Source organism: Rathayibacter sp. SW19 (assembly GCF_030866825.1).
GTDB classification, from domain to species: Bacteria; Actinomycetota; Actinomycetes; order Actinomycetales; family Microbacteriaceae; genus Rathayibacter_A; species Rathayibacter_A soli.
The window spans coordinates 2,528,522-2,546,548 of the sequence record NZ_CP133020.1; the positions used below are offsets into that span (position 1 = coordinate 2,528,522).

The following is an 18,027-nucleotide window of genomic DNA, read 5'->3' on the forward strand; positions in this document are numbered from 1 at the left end:
CATGCGCAGGAGTGACCTTGCATCCATCCCGAGCATGAGATCTGCGTGGCGCGCTCGGTCAGCGAACCAGTCCGTGCTCGAACGCGTACACGACCAGCTGCACCCGATCCCGCAGACGCAACTTCGCGAGAATCCGGCTGATGTGCGTCTTGACGGTGGCCTCACTGAGAAACTCGCCTGCGGCGATCTCGCCATTGCTGAGGCCCCGAGCGGCCAACGCGAAGATCTCGTGCTCGCGTGCGGTGAGGCCGCTGAACGAAGCTGGCACCGGCACGGGCGCATTCGATGCAAAATGCTCGAACAACGCCCGCGTGGCGCCCGCTGCGATAACGGCGCTGCCCGAATGAACGGTACGGATCGCGGCGAGCAGGAACTCGGGGTCTGCGTCCTTCAAGACGAACCCGCTCGCTCCAGCGCGAATCGCGCGCGCCGCCGCTTCATCGAGATCGAACGTGGTGAGCACGATGACCCGCGGCGCGGTAACGGAGCGCCGCGTGGCCGAAGCGAAGATCGCCTGAGTTGATGCGATTCCGTCCATCACGGGCATCCGGATGTCCATCAGCACGACGTCCGGGTGCGCGGAGGCGACCATGGCGACGCCGTCCAAGCCGTCACCCGCCTCACCGACGAATTGCAGGTCGGATTGGGAGGACACCAGCATGCGGATCCCCGCGCGAAACAGCACCTGATCGTCGACCAGACCGACCCTGATTGGAGAGCCGCTCATTTACAGCCCCTCCTGTGCGCGCATCGGCACTGTCGGCACCGATGCTTCAACGACGAACACGCCGCTGTTGGCAGCGGCCCTCAGCGCTCCGCCCGCGAGCAACGCACGCTCCCGCATCCCGGGCAGGCCGTGCCCGTCGGCCCCAGCTGGCCGACCGCGGTCGTTCGCACTGCCATGCTCGTCGAGCTCGTTCTCAATGTGTAGGTCGACGCTCTCACTCTGCCAGTCCAAGCGCAAGATCACCGGGCCATCCGACCGCCCGTGCCGCAGCGCGTTCGTCAGTCCCTCCTGCGCGATGCGGAAGAGCGCCAGTTGCGCAGCGGCTCCCACCGGACGCGCCTGTCCGCTGTCGCTCCGTGTCACATGCAGCCCCGCGGCCGTCAACTGATCGATCAGAGGGTCGAGGTCGGAAAGCCCCGGTTGCGGTCCGGCGAGCTCGTCATGTCGCAGCTCCGCGAGAAGAACACGCACATCCCCGAGCGCGTCTCTCGCCGTTGTGGCGATCTGCTTCAGCGCTTCATCGACGGATTCCGGATCGGTGCGCCCGGCGTAGCGCGCACCGTCCGCCTGGGCGATCACCACCGCGAGAGAATGCGCGACGACATCGTGCATATCCCGAGCGATCCTTGTGCGCTCCTGTTCGACGGCAACGTCCGCGCGAGCACGCTGTTCCTCCTCTTCGGCCACCCTGAGTGCGCGACGGCCCTCTCCCGCGCGACGCCAGGTGCGTGCCAGCAACCCGAGGAGCCACGAAACTCCCAAAACAGACAGCGATGTGATCAGGAGAAACCCGAATTCCAGGGCGAGCGATCCTGCCTGCCGCAACGCCACGGCCCGGTAGCTCACTTCCAAGGTCGAGTACAGCGTGAGGTAGCCGGCCGCGACGAGCGAACCGAGCCCGACCGAAGCCAATCCTGCCCACCGTGTGATCGACTCGCCGTACGCCGCGCTCGCGTACAGAACCGCGAGCACCGCGAGGTCGCTCACCTGTGTTGAGGATCCCGTCAGCATCTGGGCGATGGCACCCACCCAGACCAGACCGAGAGCGACAGGAGGCGACAGCCGGCGAAGCGCGAGCGCCGCGGCGAATACGACGACCGCGACGGCGTGAGCACCGACCTGCGACACGACCACCAGGCAGCCGAACAGGAACACGACGGCGACGACGATGTCGGCCGTCAGCTGTGCGGGCTTGAGTGAACGAACGAGGGCCGAGTGATCGTCATCGGCATCCGGCGATGATGCCGCGCTCGGCACGGCTAGCCAGACCAGGAGCGAGGGCACGTCGGTGCCCGATCGACCGCGCTGCCGCGAGATCAGCAAACCAACCAGCCACGCCACGACCAATCCGATTGCGAACACGGCGACGCGCAGCACAAGTCCGAATGCCTCGGAAAGCACGGCGGGCGCACCGGTAGCGCTCGGCACAGCAGGCAGGCCAGGCTCCATCCCGAGCACCGCGATCAGCCCACCCATCAGCACAGCGGATGCTAGTGCCAGCCAGCGAACCACGGCGCCACCGTGAGCCGTCACGCCGAGAATGATCGCCATCAACCCCACGTAGCCGGGCCATGCCAGTGCAGCCGGGAGAGAGGAGACGTCCGCGCGGTCCCATACAACCGCCAGCCACGCGATACCGAGTGCAACCGGCGGCGCTACTCGAGACAGTGCCAACGCCGCACTCACGAGCACCAGCACCAGCAGAACTTCCGGTTGGATCGGCAGGGTCAACGCCAGCCAGCCGCCGAACAGCACGATGGCGACGAGCGGTTCGAGCACCCAGCGATAGGCAGAAAGCGTCACACGCACGCTTCCACCGTACGATGCGGCAGCGGTCGCCATCGCCGATTCCGGTGAAATCATCCGCCCGATGTATGCCGGCCCAGCTTTTGCCGGTTCAGCTTTTGCCGGCCCAGCTTTTGCCGGTTCAGAAGCCGAGCCGCCCGAGTTGCTTCGGGTCGCGCTGCCAGTCTTTCGCAACCTTGACCCTGATTGACAGGAACACCTGTTTGCCGATCAACGGTTCGATCTGAGCACGCGCCGTTGCGCCGATCTCGCGCAGCCGGGATCCTCCTTTTCCGATCACGATGGCCTTTTGGCTGTCGCGTTCGACGAACAGGTTGGCATAGATCTCGACCAGGCTTTTGTCTTCGCGCTCGATGATGTCGTCGATGGTCACTGCCAGCGAGTGCGGCAACTCTTCGCGCGCACCTTCAAGCACCGCTTCCCTGATGTATTCGGCAATCCGATCTTCCAAGCCTTCATCGGTGATGGTGTCATCCGGATACAGCGGCGGAGATTCCGGTAGCAGCTTCATCAATTCCACGGTCAGCGTATCCAATTGGATGCGGCTTGTCGCGGAGATCGGAATGATCGCCTCCCACTCGCGCAGGGCTGAAACCGCGAGCAGCTGCTCTGCGACCTGGGTGCGACTCGCTGCATCGATCTTCGTGACGATGGCGACCTTCTTCGCCCGCGGGAAGGCACTCAGTTGCTCGTTGATGTAGCGGTCTCCCGGCCCGACCTTCTCATTGGCGGGAATGCACAGGCCAATCACGTCGACATCGCCGAGAGTTGACTGCACCAATGAGTTCAGTCGTTCCCCCAGCAGTGTGCGCGGCCGATGCATGCCCGGGGTGTCGACCAGAATCAACTGCCCGTTCTCCTGATGCACGATCCCGCGGATAGCCCGGCGGGTGGTCTGCGGTTTTGAGCTGGTGATCGCCACCTTCTCCCCCACCAGGGCGTTGGTCAACGTGGATTTTCCCACGTTCGGTCGCCCGACGAACGACACGAATCCCGCGCGGTAGCTGGTCATCCTATTTCTCCTTGTGAGTCGTGCGGTGGGTTGGGTCTGCGTCTTCATCAACGTCGATCAATGCAGTGTCCCGTTCGACCAGCACCGTGCTGATGCGCTTGCGCCTGCCCTCCGTGCGTTCTGCGGTCAGGAGCAATCCGCCGGTCGATGCCGTCGACCCGGGAACAGGCAATCGCCCGAGAGCCTTGCCGAGCAGCCCGCCCACCGAATCAACGTCGTCGTCGTCCAGTTCCAGATCGAAAAGTTCACCGAGTTCGTCGACCGGCAGCCTCGCGCTGACCCGATAGCGGTCAGGGCCGATGGCCTCGACCAACGCAACATCGTGGTCGTATTCGTCTGAGATGTCTCCGACAAGTTCCTCGATGAGGTCCTCCAGCGTGACGAGGCCCGCGATTCCGCCGTATTCGTCGACGACCATGGCGAGATGGTTGGCTTCGAGTTGCATCTGACGAAGCAACGAGTCTGCCTTCTGCGACTCAGGCACGAACAGCGCCGGCCGCCCGAGCTCTCCGACCGTCACGTTCTCGACATCCAGTGGCCGCTCGAATGTCAACCGCGCAACGTCCCGCAGATAGAGCACACCCGTGACGTCGTCGACATCGTCTGCTACGACGGGGATGCGCGAAACGCCTTTGCTCAGAAACAGGGCCATTGCCGCGCCGAGCGAGGCAGAAGCATCCACGGTCACCATGTCGGTCCTCGGAATCATCACCTCGCGCACCACGGTTTCGTTGAACTCGAATATCGAGTGGATGAGTTCCCTGTCGTCCTCCTCGAGAACATCCAGTTCAGTCGCCTCGTCGACGATACTGAGCAGTTGTTCCTCGGAGCCTACGACTGCGGATCGGGCGCGCGACGGTGTGACCTTGTTGCCGAGCGCCACCAGCCCCCGCGCGATCGGGCCGAGCAGCATCCGCACGAAATGCACCAGTGGCGCACTCAAGGCAAGCACCGTCTTCGCGTGCGCGCGACCGACGCTGCGCGGGCTGGTTCCCACCAGCACGAACGAGACACCCGTCATGATCGCTGCAGCGAGCAGCAACGACACCCACCACTGTTCGAACACCATCTCGAACGCGAGTGTGACCAGAACAGCCGCCGTCGTCTCGGAGATGATCCGCATGAAGCTGACGGCATTCAAATGAGCGCCGGGATCGGCTGCGATGGCCAGCAACGACCGGCGCGCTCGGGCGCCCTCCGCCAATTCCGCGATGTCGCCGCGAGACTGCACACTGATCGCCGCATCGACGGCTGCCATCAAGCCGCCGAACGCCACGAGGACCAGTGCGACGATCAGGAATACGGCGACGAGCATCGCAGCCTTATCGTCGCCGTTCGGCCAGCGCGAACCCGACGAGGATGTCGCGCTGGATGCCGAACATCTCGCGTTCCTCGTCCGGTTCGGCGTGGTCGAAGCCGAGCAGATGCAAGATGCCGTGGGCAGTCAGCACAAACAGCTCGTCCATCAGCGAGTGGCGCGCCGTCTCCGCCTGTCCCTGCGCAACCTGCGGGCAGAGCACGACGTCACCGAGCAACCCGGGCGGGGTCTGCAGGTCTTCCGTGCCGGGTCGCAGTTCATCCATCGGGAAGCTCAGCACGTCGGTCGGCCCGGGTTCGTCCATCCACTGCACGTGCAGCTGCTCCATTGCCGCCTCGTCGACGAGCACGATGGCCAATTCCGCCTCGGCGTGCACGTGCATCACCTCGAGGGCGTACGCGGCCAGACGCTGCAATGCCGCCTCATCGACCTCGATCGCCGATTCGTTGTTGATCTCGATGCTCACGGCGATTCCTATCGTCTCTTCGGCAAGTGATCGCGCGGAGCTGCAGACCTGCGTTCCGCGCGATTGGCGAATTCGCGCGCCTGTTCGCGCTCGTAGTGGTCTGCCTGTTTCTGCGCGTCGTATTCCGTGTACGCATCGACGATCCGGCCCACCAGGGTGTGCCGCACGACATCGGCACTAGTCAGCCGGCTGAAGTGGATGTCATCGATACCCTCCAGCACCCGGGTGACCAGCCGCAGCCCACTCGACGCGCTCGGCAAGTCGATTTGGGTGATATCCCCTGTGACGACCATCTTCGAGCCGAACCCGAGCCTGGTCAGGAACATCTTCATCTGCTCCGGCGTCGTGTTCTGGGCCTCGTCGAGCACGATGAACGAGTCGTTAAGCGTGCGCCCGCGCATGTATGCCAACGGGGCGACCTCGATGGTTCCCGCTGCCAAGAGTTTCGGAACCAGTTCCGGGTCCATCATCTCGTTCAGCGCGTCGTAGAGCGGCCGCAGGTACGGGTCGATTTTGTCTGTCAATGTGCCCGGCAGGTAGCCGAGCCTTTCACCGGCCTCGATCGCGGGGCGCGACAGGATGATCCTGGTGACCTCCTTGCGCTGCAGCGACTGCACCGCCTTGGCCATCGCGAGATAGGTCTTGCCCGTTCCCGCCGGCCCGATGCCGAACACGATCGTATTCTCGTCGATCGCGTCGACGTACTGCTTCTGCCCGAGCGTCTTCGGTCGGATGCTTTTGCCCCTGGCCGAAAGAATCGCTTGGCTGAAGACGTCGGCCGGGCTCGCCGTCGCGTCGGATTCGATGATGCGCGCAGAACTGCGGACTTCGATCGGGCTGATGTCCTGTCCGTTGCGCACCATCAGGAGCAGCTCGTCGACCAGGTGCCTGGCCGCTTCGACCTGCACTGAATCGCCGTTCAAACTGATCTCGTTGCCGCGCACGTGCACGCTGACAGTCGGGTACTGGGTTTCGATCGTCTTCAGCAATCGATCCTGCGGGCCGAGCAGGCGCACCATGGCGACGCCGTCCACATGCATGAGCACCTCCGCTTGCTGGGCCGAAGCACCGTCCGTTGTGCTGGGTCGGTCGTTTCCGTCACTGACTGCCAAGTCTGCCTTCCGTAAGCCTGCCTGCATTGACGCGCGCGCAGAGGGAGGGCTCTGCTTTCGCCATGGTCTCATTCTAGGCAGCAGTGGGGTTCACCGCGGCCGGTTACGCCGTGGGCGTGCGGATGCGCTCACCAGCGCCCCAGCAGCGCATTCAGCACCGCGATCGCTGCCGGACCCGCCGTGGATGTGCGCAGGATGGTGCCGCCCAACCGCACCGGTCGCGCCCCCGCGGCGACGAGCCGCACAAGCTCCTGGTCGGTGATTCCGCCCTCCGGACCGACGATGAGTTCGAGGTCACGATCGTCGGGACGGTCACGATCGTGCAGCACGAGCGCGCTCAACGCGAGTTCCGCGCGCGGCTCGAGCACCAGCATCCGCCGCTGCCCGGCATGACGTTCGAGGTCTGCTGTCACAGCAAGGGCCTCGACGACGGGCAGCCACGGACGCATCGACTGCTTTGTGGCCTCACGCACAATGGCCGCCCAGCGTTCGCGGCCTTTGACGGCCTTCTGGCCGTCCCACCGCGACACTGAGCGCGCGGCGCTCCATGGCACGACAGCGTCGACGCCGAGTTCTGTGGCCGCCTGGATGGCCAGCTCGTCGCGGTCGCCCTTGGCGAGCGCCTGCACGAGGATCACTCGCGGCCGAACGGGCGGTGTCGAGACCGCGGCCTCGACGCGCACGACCACGGCGTCCGGCGCGGCGGAAAGCACCGTGCCGTGCACTGCCAGCCCGCGGCCGTTGCCGACCGCCAGCCTGTCTCCGACTCGGGTACGGGACACCGTCACGATGTGGCGCGATTCCGACGCCCCGAGCACGATCTCGTCGCCGACATTCGCCGAGTCGAGTTCTTCGACCAGATAGAAGTTCGCCACGAGAAGCCCCGCCGGTGCCAGCCGCCTAGACGCCCATGAAACGATCGCGCAACTTCGCGAACAGACCCTGCTGGAAGTGCGTGAGGGTGGGAGATTCCTGCTTGCGCACTGCCGAGAACTTCTCGATGAGGTCGCGTTCCTTGCGATCGAGTTTCGTCGGTGTCGTGACCTGCACGCCGATGCGCAGATCGCCACGGCCGCCGCCTCGCAGCCGCGTGATTCCGCGACCCTTGACAGTGAGCACCTCGGCGCTTTGCGTGCCTGGTTTCAGTTCGACGTCGATGTCGCCGTCGAGCGCCCTGACCGTTGCGCGCGTTCCGAGAATGGCATCGGTCATCGCGATGACAAGTGTGCAGAGCAGATCGTCGCCGTCGCGGCTGAAAACATCATGGTGCTTCACTTTGATCTCGAGGTAGAGGTCGCCGTTCGGGCCGCCGGCTGGGCCCGCTTCACCACTGCCGGGCATCTGCAACCGCAGTCCGGTGTCGACGCCGGCCGGAATGTCGACCGGCACCGTGCGCCGGGCACGCACCCGGCCCTGACCCTGGCAGGTGACACAGGGGGTTGCAATGACCGTGCCATAGCCGCGGCAGGTGCCGCAGGGCGTCGAGGTCATCACATTGCCGAGCAGCGAGCGCACCGCGCGCTGAAGTTGACCGGTTCCGTGGCAGATGTCGCAGGTGACCGGTGCAGTACCCGGTTGGCAGCATGAGCCGGAGCAGGTCTCGCAGAGCACTGCGGTGTCGACTTCCAGATCGCGGTGCGTGCCGAAGATCACCTCATCGAGATCGACCTCAACGCGAATGAGGGCGTCTTGGCCGCGCTCTCGCCGCGACTTCGGCCCTCGCGTCCCACCACCACCGCCGAAGAATGTCTCGAAGATATCGCCGAAGCCGCCGAAACCGGCACCACTGAAGCTGCCCTGTTGAGGGCCGAGGTCGTACTGTTCTCGCTGCTGCGGGTCGCTGAGCACGTCATACGCGTGAGTCACGGACTTGAACCGTTCGGATGCCTCCGGGCTCGGATTCACATCCGGATGCAGTTCGCGTGCCAGTCTGCGGTATGCCTTCTTGATCTCGTCCGGTGTCGCGTTGCGATCGACGCCCAGCACTTCATAATGGTCGGCCACGTAAAAGGTGTTTCCTTACTCGTTCTCGTTGCGGGCTCAGTCTTCGCCGAGGCGACGCGACAAATATCGGGCGACGGCGCGCACGGCCGCCATGTTGTTCGAATAGTCCATCCGGATCGGTCCGAGAACGCCGACGTGGGCGAGTGCCCCGCCGCCGCCCGCGTATCCGCTTGCAAGCACAGAGGTCTCCGACAGTCCGAACGGTGCGTTCTCGCGGCCGATGCTCACGGACACGCCGTGCTGATCGGTCGCCATCTCACCGAAAAGCTTCAACAACTCCACCTGCTGCTCAATCGCCTCGAGCACGGGGTAGATACTGCCGGCGAAGTCGTGCTCCGTGCGAACCAGGTTGGCCGTACCGGCCATGACGAGCTTCTCTTGCCGTGTGCTCTCGATCTGATCGATCAGCGCCGTGAGAATCGCCGCCGCCAACCGGCGATGCCTCTCTCCGAACTGATCCTCGATCTCGCGCAGTCGCAGCACGGCATCCGAAAGTTTGCATCCGGCGACGGCCGCATTCACACGCGCGCGCAACTCGCTGATGAGCTCCTCATCACCAACGCCCGGCAGTTCCGCGACACGCTGTTCAACGGCTCCTGTGTCTGCGATCAGAACGCACAGCACGCGCTGCGGAGCGACGGGCACGAACTCGATATGCCGAACGCGAGCGGCAGACACCGACGGGTACTGCACGAGCGCCACCTGATGTGTGAGCTGTGAGAGCAGACGCACGGTGCGTGCAAGCACATCGTCGACGTCCACAGATTGACCGAGGAAGACCTCGATCGCCTGGCGTTGCGCGCTTGTCAGCGGCTTCAGATCGGCAAGCTGATCGACGAACACGCGATACCCTTTGTCAGTGGGCACCCGACCCGATGACGTGTGCGGAGCAGCGATCAACTCCTCTTCTTCCAACGCGGCCATGTCGTTACGGATTGTCGCAGCGGAAACACCGAACGAGTGACGTTCGACGATGCTCTTCGAGCCGACAGGCTCGCGCGAGGCCACATAGTCCTGCACGATCACGCGGAGAACCTCGAGACTACGTTCCGATACCATCCAGATCGTCGCCTCCTCTTGTTCTGATTGGCACCGCTCTGATTGGCACCGCTCTGACCAGTACCGCTCTGATTAGCACTCAATAACTCCGAGTGCCAATCATATCGCGTGGCCCTCCGACGCGGTGATTGCGGGGCCCATGGCCTCAGGGTACTTTAGGGTTGTGCTCGCAATGCTGCCTGCTCCAGATGTCGAGGCACAGGCGCATCGGCGAGCGGTTGACAACAACCACTTACCGAAGGGGACCATCATGACAGACCCGAATGTGCAGCAGCCTGCAGATCCTGCAGCGGGCCTGCCGCAAGCCGCGCAACCGCAACCAGCCCAACCGCAACCAGCCCAGGCTCAAGCCGCGCAACCGCCCTACGTTCCGCCACAGCCAGCAGCGCCTGCGCAGCCACAGTATGCCCAGCAACAGCCGGGCGCACAGCAACCAGGGGCGCAACAGCAGTACGCCGCCGCAGAGGCTGCACCGTTCACTCCGGTTCAGGACAAGCAATACGCAATGTGGGCCCACCTCGGTGGCGCGGTGTCGATTCTGGCATTCTTCACCGGATGGCTCGCGCTTCTGGCGATCGTGCCAGCCCTCGTGATCTATCTCGCATTCGGCAAGCGCGGCACGCTGACGAAGCAAGAATCGAAGGAGGCACTCAATTTCCAGATCACCATGGTCGCCGCCATGATCATCTGGGCCATCATCGCCGCCATTGTCACAGCAGCGCTGCTGTTCTCGCTCAGCTTCGGGGTATGGACGGTGGTGCTCCTGATCCTCGCCGTGATCGGCTGGGCTCTGGTTGTGCTCGACGTCGTGTTCTCGATCGTCGGCGCAGTGCGCGTCAACGGCGGCGGCACTTACCGCTACCCGTTCGCAGTGCGTTTTATCAAGTAACCGGTTGAAGGCCCCCGCGGCGAAAAACGCCCGCGGGGGTCTTCTCCTGAGTGTCCGCTGTGCCATAAGGTGAGGGGCCAGAACATAAACCTGCCCGAGAGGGCAGAACATCAAGGAGCCTCGATGTCTGATGCAACACCCCCTCCCGGGAATCCGTACCAAGCCAGCAACCAGTTGAGCCCTGCCGACGAGAAGTTGTGGTCGACGCTGATCCACGTGCTCGGCATCTTCTTCAGTTTCCTGCCGTCGCTGATCGGCTATCTCGTCCTGAAGGATCGCGGACCGTTCGTGCGCCAGCACGCGACGGCGGCGCTGAACTTCCAGCTGACGATGCTGATCGCCTACGTGGTCGGCTTGATCCTCACGATTGTGATCATCGGCATCTTCATCATCCTTGCCGTCGAGATCGTGATCATCATCTTCAGCATCATTGCAGCGATCGCCGCGAACAAGGGCCAGAACTACACCTACCCGATGTCCATCAAGTTCATCAAGTAGAGCACCAGCGCTCTAATCGAGCAGCCGTCGCACGACAGCGTCTGCAAGCAGCCGCCCTCGCAACGTCACCACAACGGTGCCGCCGAGGGCGGCTTTCCCGTCGATCAGGCCGTCCGCGATCAGGCCGGCAACTGCCTGCCTGCCGCTCTCGGGTAACTCGGAGATGCGGATGCCCTCGCGGATGCGCACCCTCAGCAGCACGTTTTCGACCTCGCGCGTGTGCGCGTCCAACGTCTCACGCCCTGCTGCTGGGGAGAGACCGGCTCTCACTCGATCGGCATAGGCGGCCGGATGCTTCACGTTCCACCAGCGCACGCCACCGACGTGACTGTGCGCGCCGGGGCCGACGCCCCACCAGTCGTGCCCCAGCCAGTACGCGAGGTTGTGTCGAGATACGTGCGCGGCATCCCTCGCCCAATTGCTGACTTCGTACCAGGAGAATCCGGCCCGCGCGAGTCGGGCATCCGCGAACTCATACATGTCCGCTTGCAGGTCTTCGTCTGGCTGTGCGAGTTCGCCGCGCTTGATCTGCCGCGCGAGCTTCGTGCCGGGCTCGACGATTAACGAGTATGCGGAGAGGTGATCCGGCTCGCAGGCGATCGCAGCGTCGACCGATTGCTGCCAGTCGCCCAGCGACTCGCCCGGTGTGCCGTAGATCAGGTCCAGGCTTACCTGGAGCCCAGCTGCTCGCGCCCACTCCACCACCTGCGGCACGCGCTCCGGATCATGCGTGCGATCCAGGGTCGCCAATACATGCCGCACAGCAGATTGCATTCCGAATGACACCCGCGTGAAGCCGGCATCGGCCAGGTTCGCGAGATAGACGGCGTCTACTGAGTCCGGGTTCGCCTCGGTCGTCACCTCGGCGCCCGGTTTCAAACCCCACGCTGCCCGCACGGCCGCGAGCATCGCGATGAGCTGCCCCGCCGGCAGAAGCGTCGGCGTGCCACCGCCGAAGAAGACCGTCGACACGGGGCGGGGCGGCACCCCCGATCCGACGAGGACACGTTCGGCCTGCTCGATTTCCTGGATCGCCTGGCTCGCATAGTCGCTCTGCTTCGCGCCCCGTAGCTCCGTGGCGGTGTATGTGTTGAAATCGCAGTATCCGCAGCGCACTCGGCAGAACGGAACGTGCAGGTACACGCCGAAATCGCGCTGGTGCGCGCCGACGGCGACCGATGACGGAAGGAGTCCGTCGTCGGGAGCGGGATCGGCGATCGGCAGGGCGCTCGGCATCCTGCGCCTACGCCGCGCTGACCGGATGCAGCGCCCGCAGATACCGTTTCGTGAACTGGGACTGCTTGACGCGCAGAATCGGTGCGGCGATTCGATAGAAGAAGTTCGACGGCCGGGAGAACGCTCTGATGACCAACCACACCGAGTCGTCGTCACGGTGCTCGAGAATGAAGGCCTCCTCACCGCTTTCCGGATGCCCGCGCAACGTGCCGTATGCGAACCCGGCGCGGTTCGCGTCGCGCACGACGTACACGACACGCAGCGGCGCGTGGATGTGAAACGGGCCAACTGGAATCTTCAATACGGCTGTCATACCGTTCGCAATGTACGCGGTGCCGTCGTCGGTGAAAAGCGTCTCATTGCTGTGGTGGTCCTGCAACTCTGCCGGGGAGCCGTCTTCGTTGAACACGATGCCGGAATACTCTTCGCCCGTACCGCGATCGATGTCGGTGACCTCGATGCCGCTGCCGCGCTGGACGCCCCAGGTCATCAAGGCGTCAACGGACGATTCGAAGCGTTCCCGCCCGCTGCCGAGCCGGATTGACCGCTCCAACGGCCGGTAGCCTTTCGGAGGATAGAACAGCAGATCTTCCGCCTGTGTGCCGCCAACCGAGCCGTAGGTGACGGACGCGTCCGTGAACGTACTTCGGCGCATGATGATGCTTCGCTTCCTGACAGGTATCGAACAACAAGCGTAACCGACTGACCCCCGAGGCACCTCCGCCGCGGCCCGCGGTGCCGTCGCCGCCCTTCGGGGCCGAGCGGCTCAGGCCGGCTTCGTGGCCACCAGAACGAACTCGTTGTACGGGAAGAGTTTCCCGGCTGCACGAGGGAACGGAAACGAGTAATGCCGCAACTCGTGCAGCCCCAGTTGAGTGCACAACGCGGCGAGCATCGCGAAGTCGGTGAAGGTTACATGAGTGGCGTCAGTGGCGTAGCCGCGCTCCTGCGGAGTAATCAGGCAGACCTTGCCGCCTGGTTTCAGGTACCTCAGATAGTCCGACAACAGTTCGCGCGCGAAGTCCTCGCTCAGATGCTCAATCACGTGAGCGAGAAGGAGCGAGTCGAAGCTTGCGGTCTGGGCCTCGGCAGACGCGAGGAACTCCTCGGTTGTGAACGCATTCAGACCGCGCTGTCTCGCGATCTTGATGGACGCTGCGTTGTGATCGACGCCGACCCCGTTGCCTCCGAGATGGGCGAGGTTGCGGCCCAAGCCGCATCCGATGTCGAGAGTGCGACCGAGTCGTAGGCGGCGGATGTTCCAGCGATACGGTGCCTGCACATTGAGAACGCGCCGCCAACGGGATTCGTCCAGCCTGCGCAGTCTCTGCGCATATTCGTCGCCGCTCGTCGAACTGCCGTGGCCGGAATCGTCTGCTGCAGCAGAGTTCGCCATCGTGGACACCCCTTTGTTCAGCGCTGAGATGTTGGAACGATCGTAGCCGACTGTGCACAGACGCACGGCTCGGCTACTTGGCCTTCTTGGTCTCCGTGTCGCCGGAGAGTGCCGCGATGAACGCTTCTTGCGGCACCTCGACGCGACCGACCATCTTCATGCGCTTCTTGCCTTCTTTTTGCTTTTCGAGCAGTTTGCGCTTTCGGGTGATGTCACCGCCGTAACACTTTGCCAGAACGTCCTTGCGCATCGCGCGGATCGACTCACGCGCGATGATGCGCGCACCGATAGCGGCCTGCACCGGCACCTCGAACTGCTGCCGCGGAATAAGCTTCTTCAGCCGCTCGGTCATCAGAACGCCGTACGCGTATGCCTTGTCGCGGTGCACGATCGCACTGAACGCGTCGACCTGCTCGCCCTGCAGCAGGATGTCGACCTTCACCAGGTCGGCCTCCTGATCTCCGGTCGGTTCGTAGTCGAGGCTCGCGTAGCCCTGCGTGCGGCTTTTCAACTGGTCGAAGAAGTCGAACACGATCTCACCGAGCGGCATGGTGTACCGGATCTCGACACGATCCTCCCCGAGATACTCCATGCCGAGGAGCGTGCCACGGCGGCCCTGACAGAGCTCCATGATCGTTCCCACGTAGTCCTTCGGCGCCAGAATCGCCGCCTTCACCATCGGTTCGCGCACGCTGGCGATCTTGCCGGTCGGGAACTCGCTCGGGTTCGTGACGGTGATGGTTTTCTTGTCTTCAGTCGTGACCTGATAGATCACGCTCGGCGCCGTTGCGATCAGGTCCAACCCGAACTCGCGCTCAAGCCGTTCGGTGATTATCTCCAGATGCAGCAACCCGAGGAAACCGCAGCGAAAGCCGAAGCCGAGCGCGACGGAGGTCTCCGGCTCGTAGTTGAGCGCGGCATCCGACAGCTTCAGTTTGTCCAGGGCGTCCCGCAGCTCGGGATAGTCGCTGCCGTCAATCGGATACAACCCGGAAAACACCATCGGCAGGGGCTCTGTGTAGCCCGGCAGTGCAACGGTGGCCGGCTTGGCGGCCGTGGTCACGGTGTCGCCGACTTTGGACTGCCGCACATCCTTCACCCCGGTGATCAGGTAGCCGACCTCGCCGACGCCGAGCCCGTTGCTCGGAGTAGGTTCGGGCGAACTGACGCCGATCTCCAGGATCTCGTGCGTCGCACGGGTCGACATCATCTGGATCCGTTCCCGCGGCGAGAGCTGACCGTCGATCATACGCACGTAGGTGACGACACCGCGATACGTGTCGTACACAGAGTCGAAGATCATGGCGCGGGCGGGCGCGTCGACGACACCGGTGGGAGCCGGTACGAGTTGCGTCACCCGGTCCAGCAGCTCAGTGACACCGTCCCCCGTCTTGCCCGATACTCGCATCACGTCGTCGGGGCTGCCCCCGATCAGGCTGGCGAGCTCACGAGAGTACTTGTCCGGATCTGCGGCCGGCAGGTCGATCTTATTGAGAACCGGAATGATGGTGAGATCGTTCTCGAGCGCAAGATACAGATTGGCGAGCGTTTGCGCTTCGATGCCCTGCGCGGCATCCACGAGCAGGATGGCTCCCTCGCACGCGGCGAGGGAGCGCGACACCTCGTAGGTGAAGTCGACGTGGCCGGGCGTGTCGATCATGTTCAACGCGTAGACGAGGTCTGGTCCGCCTGCCTGCGGCAGGGACCAGGGCATGCGCACGGCCTGGCTTTTGATCGTGATGCCGCGCTCGCGCTCGATGTCCATCCGATCCAGATACTGGGCGCGCATCGCGCGATCGTCGACGACGCCGGTGATCTGCAGCATCCGATCAGCCAGCGTCGACTTGCCATGGTCGATGTGCGCAATGATGCAAAAGTTGCGGATCAGCGCAGGGTCCGTCGCGGCGGGCTCGAGGGCCGTCAAAGCTCGTGGTGACATCGTGGTGCCATTGTCCCATGCTCAGCGGGCGTCGGTCGCCGCGTACGTCGGTACCTGCGGGCCGTTCAGCGACCCGCTCGCCCGTCTTTGAGACCGACCACGAAGATTCTGCGGAACGGAAACACGGTGCCGAGTTCGGTCTGCGGATAGGCCTGGCGCAACAACCGCGCATAGTCTGCTTCGAACTCGACTGCGGCGGCGGGCGGCAGAGCCTGCAACGCCGGGCGCAACCCGGTTCCGCGCACCCACTCCAACACCGGGTCCTCCCCTGCCAGCACGTGCAAGTAGGTTGTTTCCCACGCGGTCGTCGTGAACCCGAGCCCGCTCAGCAAGCGCAGATACTCCTCGGGCTCGCTGACGGCATCCTCGGAGCGCAGGACGCCGTCCAATTGCGATCGCCAACGCTCAGAAGCAGCCACTTCGCGCATCAGTCGGTGCGACGGTGCCGCATAGTTTCCCGGCACCTGAAAGGCAAGCCACGCGCCGTCCGCAAGTGCGGCGCCCCACGCTGCGAGCAGCTCACGATGTTCTGGCACCCATTGCAGTGCGGCATTGCTGATGACAACCTCCGTCGTCTCATCAGGAAGCCAAGCCGCCAGATCGCGCAACTCGAACGTCAGCCGAGACGAACCGCCGGCCGCTTCATTTGCGCGGTTGACCATGTGCGGCGACGAATCAATCCCCAGGATGCGCGCCGCCGGCCAGCGTTCTGCCAGCGTCTGCGTCAGCGCCCCCGTTCCACAGCCGAGATCGACGACATTCCGAGGAGCAACAGCACTGATGCGTGCAGTCAGGTCAAAGAATGGTTGGGCACGCTCGCCGGCATACCGACCATAAAGCGAGGGATCCCAGTGCATGTTCATCCGTTGGGCGCTCATCCGCCGAACCGTTCTCGGCGTTCGACGGTGACGCCGTGCCCGTCGACGACTGAAAACACCTGCCTCCCGGCGATGAAGACATGCTCGGCGCGTTCGTTCACATCCAGCGGATCGCCGGACCACACAACGAGGTCACCGTCAAGGCCTTCGCGGAGTGAGCCGACCCGGGCGTCGAGCCCCAGGAACGCGGCCGGGTTGACGGTCAGCGCCTCGAATGCCTTCTGCCGCGGAAGTCCCTCCCTGACAGCAAATGACGCCTGATGCACCAGGAAATTGATCGGGACGACCGGATGATCCGTCGTGATCGCAACCCGCACGCCGGCTGCAGCCAGTGCAACCAGGTTCGGGATGCTGCGATCGCGTAACTCGACTTTGGACCGCGAGGTGAACATCGGCCCGAAAATCACCGGAACGTCCCGCTCGGCGAGGATGTCTGCGATTTTCGCAGCATCCGTGCCGTGGTTGATGATCAAGCGATAGCCGAACTCGTCGGCCAGCCGCAGTGCCGTGGCAATGTCGTCGTGCCGATGCACATGCTGGTCCCAGGCCAGTTCCCCGGACAGCACACGCGCCAGGGTCTCCTTATTCAGATCCCGCGCGAACGGTGTGCCGTCTGCTGCCGCGGCGTCCCTAGCCGCCACGTAATTCTGTGCGTCGACAAATGCCTCGCGGATGACATATGCGATGCCAAGCCGAGTGCTCGGAAGCTGCTTTTTCTCGCCGTATACCCGTTTCGGGTTCTCGCCGAGCGCCGACTTCACGCTCACGGCCATGCTGATCACCTGTTCGTCGATGATCCGGCCGCCCCAGGTCTTGATCGCAACGGTCTGGCCGCCGATCACGTTGCCGCTCCCGGGTTTCACGACGACAGCGGTCACACCACCGGAGAGCGCATCGCGAAAACCCTGATCATCGATGTCGATCGCGTCGATCGCCCGCACGCCGGCCGTGTTCGGTGCTGTCATCTCGTTCGTGTCATCCCCGGCTGGCCCGTTGGCCTCCTCATGAATGCCGACGTGACCGTGCGCTTCGATGAAACCGGGCAGCACCCATTTGCCCGACACGTCGAGCACCGGAGTACCCGCAGGCACATCGACATCGGCTCCGACAGCGGAAATCCGGCCATCGAGCACCAGCACGGTTCCATGCTGGATGGGCTCTGACGACACCGGAACCACGTAGCCGTTGATGAGCGCAATGGATCCACCGAAAGCAGTCATCCCCCGAGACTACGCCCGCGATCACCGCCTCGATGCAAGAAGTCCAGCGCAATTCTGGTAAAGTTTCCTGTTGGCTTGCGTGTGGGTGAGAACCACACGAATCGCCGATGGAACGCCCTCTCTCGTTCCCGGCACATCCGAACATCACCTACAACGAACGGAAGACGAATCACTCGTGGCAAATATCAAGTCGCAGATCAAGCGCATCGGAACCAACAAGAAGGCTACTGAGCGCAACAAGGCGGTCAAGAGCGAGGTCAAGACGGCAGTCCGTGCGACGCGCGAGGCCGTTGCGGCAGGAGACAAGGACAAGGCCACGAAGGCACTCGCCCACGCAGCGAAGAAGCTCGACAAGGCCGCCAGCAAGGGCGTCATCCACAAGAACCAAGCGGCGAACCGCAAGTCGGCCATCGCGAAGCAGGTCGCAGCGCTCTAGCGCCCGGCAACACAGCGGCCCCGCTCGGACG

General features: G+C 63.9%; 18 protein-coding genes. 3 read left to right on the top strand and 15 right to left on the bottom strand.

From position 1 onward, the window contains the following. Positions 1-58: 58 nt before the first annotated feature. The 9 genes from QU604_RS11695 to hrcA form a co-directional block, all read right to left on the bottom strand. A complete protein-coding gene (locus tag QU604_RS11695; RefSeq protein ID WP_308464809.1) occupies positions 59-727 on the bottom strand; it encodes a response regulator in 669 nt (222 codons plus the stop codon). Next, on the bottom strand, positions 728-2,590 hold the full coding sequence (locus QU604_RS11700; protein ID WP_308464810.1) for a sensor histidine kinase: 1,863 nt from the start codon (positions 2,588-2,590) through the stop codon (positions 728-730). Between the two features lie 64 nt (positions 2,591-2,654). Continuing rightward, a complete protein-coding gene (gene era, locus QU604_RS11705; protein WP_308464811.1) occupies positions 2,655-3,545 on the bottom strand; it encodes a GTPase Era in 891 nt (296 codons plus the stop codon). Between the two features lies 1 nt (position 3,546). After that, positions 3,547-4,860, bottom strand: coding sequence for a hemolysin family protein (locus tag QU604_RS11710; RefSeq protein ID WP_308464812.1), 1,314 nt, complete (start codon positions 4,858-4,860; stop codon positions 3,547-3,549). A 7-nt stretch (positions 4,861-4,867) separates the two neighbouring features. Then, on the bottom strand, positions 4,868-5,329 hold the full coding sequence (gene ybeY / locus QU604_RS11715; RefSeq protein WP_308464813.1) for an rRNA maturation RNase YbeY: 462 nt from the start codon (positions 5,327-5,329) through the stop codon (positions 4,868-4,870). Positions 5,330-5,337: 8 nt separating this feature from the next. Next, complete coding sequence (locus tag QU604_RS11720) at positions 5,338-6,468, bottom strand: PhoH family protein (RefSeq protein WP_409349961.1); 1,131 nt, start codon at positions 6,466-6,468, stop codon at positions 5,338-5,340. 101 nt (positions 6,469-6,569) lie between these two features. Continuing rightward, a complete protein-coding gene (locus QU604_RS11725; RefSeq protein WP_308464814.1) occupies positions 6,570-7,316 on the bottom strand; it encodes a 16S rRNA (uracil(1498)-N(3))-methyltransferase in 747 nt (248 codons plus the stop codon). Between the two features lie 25 nt (positions 7,317-7,341). Next, the gene (dnaJ, locus tag QU604_RS11730) at positions 7,342-8,445 is read right to left on the bottom strand and encodes a molecular chaperone DnaJ (RefSeq protein ID WP_308464815.1); all 1,104 of its coding nucleotides are present in this window, start codon (positions 8,443-8,445) and stop codon (positions 7,342-7,344) included. 36 nt (positions 8,446-8,481) lie between these two features. Beyond that, the gene (gene hrcA, locus QU604_RS11735) at positions 8,482-9,504 is read right to left on the bottom strand and encodes a heat-inducible transcriptional repressor HrcA (RefSeq protein WP_308464816.1); all 1,023 of its coding nucleotides are present in this window, start codon (positions 9,502-9,504) and stop codon (positions 8,482-8,484) included. A gap of 250 nt (positions 9,505-9,754) precedes the next feature. On the opposite strand from hrcA, the gene QU604_RS11740 reads away from it, so the two are divergent. Together QU604_RS11740 and QU604_RS11745 are read left to right on the top strand one after the other, a co-directional pair. Continuing rightward, entirely contained in the window at positions 9,755-10,393 is a 639-nt protein-coding gene (locus QU604_RS11740; RefSeq protein ID WP_308464817.1) for a DUF4870 domain-containing protein, read from the top strand. A gap of 123 nt (positions 10,394-10,516) precedes the next feature. Continuing rightward, the gene (locus tag QU604_RS11745) at positions 10,517-10,891 is read left to right on the top strand and encodes a DUF4870 domain-containing protein (RefSeq protein WP_308464818.1); all 375 of its coding nucleotides are present in this window, start codon (positions 10,517-10,519) and stop codon (positions 10,889-10,891) included. 12 nt (positions 10,892-10,903) lie between these two features. Here QU604_RS11745 and hemW read toward each other — a convergent pair whose 3' ends face one another. From hemW to QU604_RS11775, 6 genes are all read right to left on the bottom strand, one after another. Continuing rightward, positions 10,904-12,127 (bottom strand): radical SAM family heme chaperone HemW, encoded by a 1,224-nt coding sequence (gene hemW / locus QU604_RS11750; RefSeq protein WP_308464819.1) that lies wholly within the window; start codon positions 12,125-12,127, stop codon positions 10,904-10,906. A 7-nt stretch (positions 12,128-12,134) separates the two neighbouring features. Continuing rightward, positions 12,135-12,782 (bottom strand): DUF1990 domain-containing protein, encoded by a 648-nt coding sequence (locus QU604_RS11755; RefSeq protein ID WP_308464820.1) that lies wholly within the window; start codon positions 12,780-12,782, stop codon positions 12,135-12,137. A 111-nt stretch (positions 12,783-12,893) separates the two neighbouring features. After that, entirely contained in the window at positions 12,894-13,589 is a 696-nt protein-coding gene (locus QU604_RS11760) for a class I SAM-dependent methyltransferase (RefSeq protein WP_308464821.1), read from the bottom strand. A gap of 7 nt (positions 13,590-13,596) precedes the next feature. Then, positions 13,597-15,462 carry a translation elongation factor 4 gene (lepA, locus tag QU604_RS11765; RefSeq protein ID WP_308464822.1) on the bottom strand — a complete coding sequence of 622 codons (1,866 nt, stop codon included), beginning with the start codon at positions 15,460-15,462 and terminating at the stop codon, positions 13,597-13,599. Between the two features lie 65 nt (positions 15,463-15,527). Then, positions 15,528-16,340 (bottom strand): trans-aconitate 2-methyltransferase, encoded by an 813-nt coding sequence (locus QU604_RS11770; protein WP_308464823.1) that lies wholly within the window; start codon positions 16,338-16,340, stop codon positions 15,528-15,530. Then, the gene (locus tag QU604_RS11775; RefSeq protein WP_308464824.1) at positions 16,337-17,560 is read right to left on the bottom strand and encodes an amidohydrolase; all 1,224 of its coding nucleotides are present in this window, start codon (positions 17,558-17,560) and stop codon (positions 16,337-16,339) included. Before QU604_RS11775 ends, QU604_RS11770 begins: the two co-directional genes overlap by 4 nt. Positions 17,561-17,735: 175 nt before the next feature. Between QU604_RS11775 and rpsT the strand changes: the two genes are divergently transcribed. Beyond that, a complete protein-coding gene (gene rpsT / locus QU604_RS11780; RefSeq protein WP_308464825.1) occupies positions 17,736-17,996 on the top strand; it encodes a 30S ribosomal protein S20 in 261 nt (86 codons plus the stop codon). The last annotated feature ends 31 nt before the right edge of the window (positions 17,997-18,027 follow it).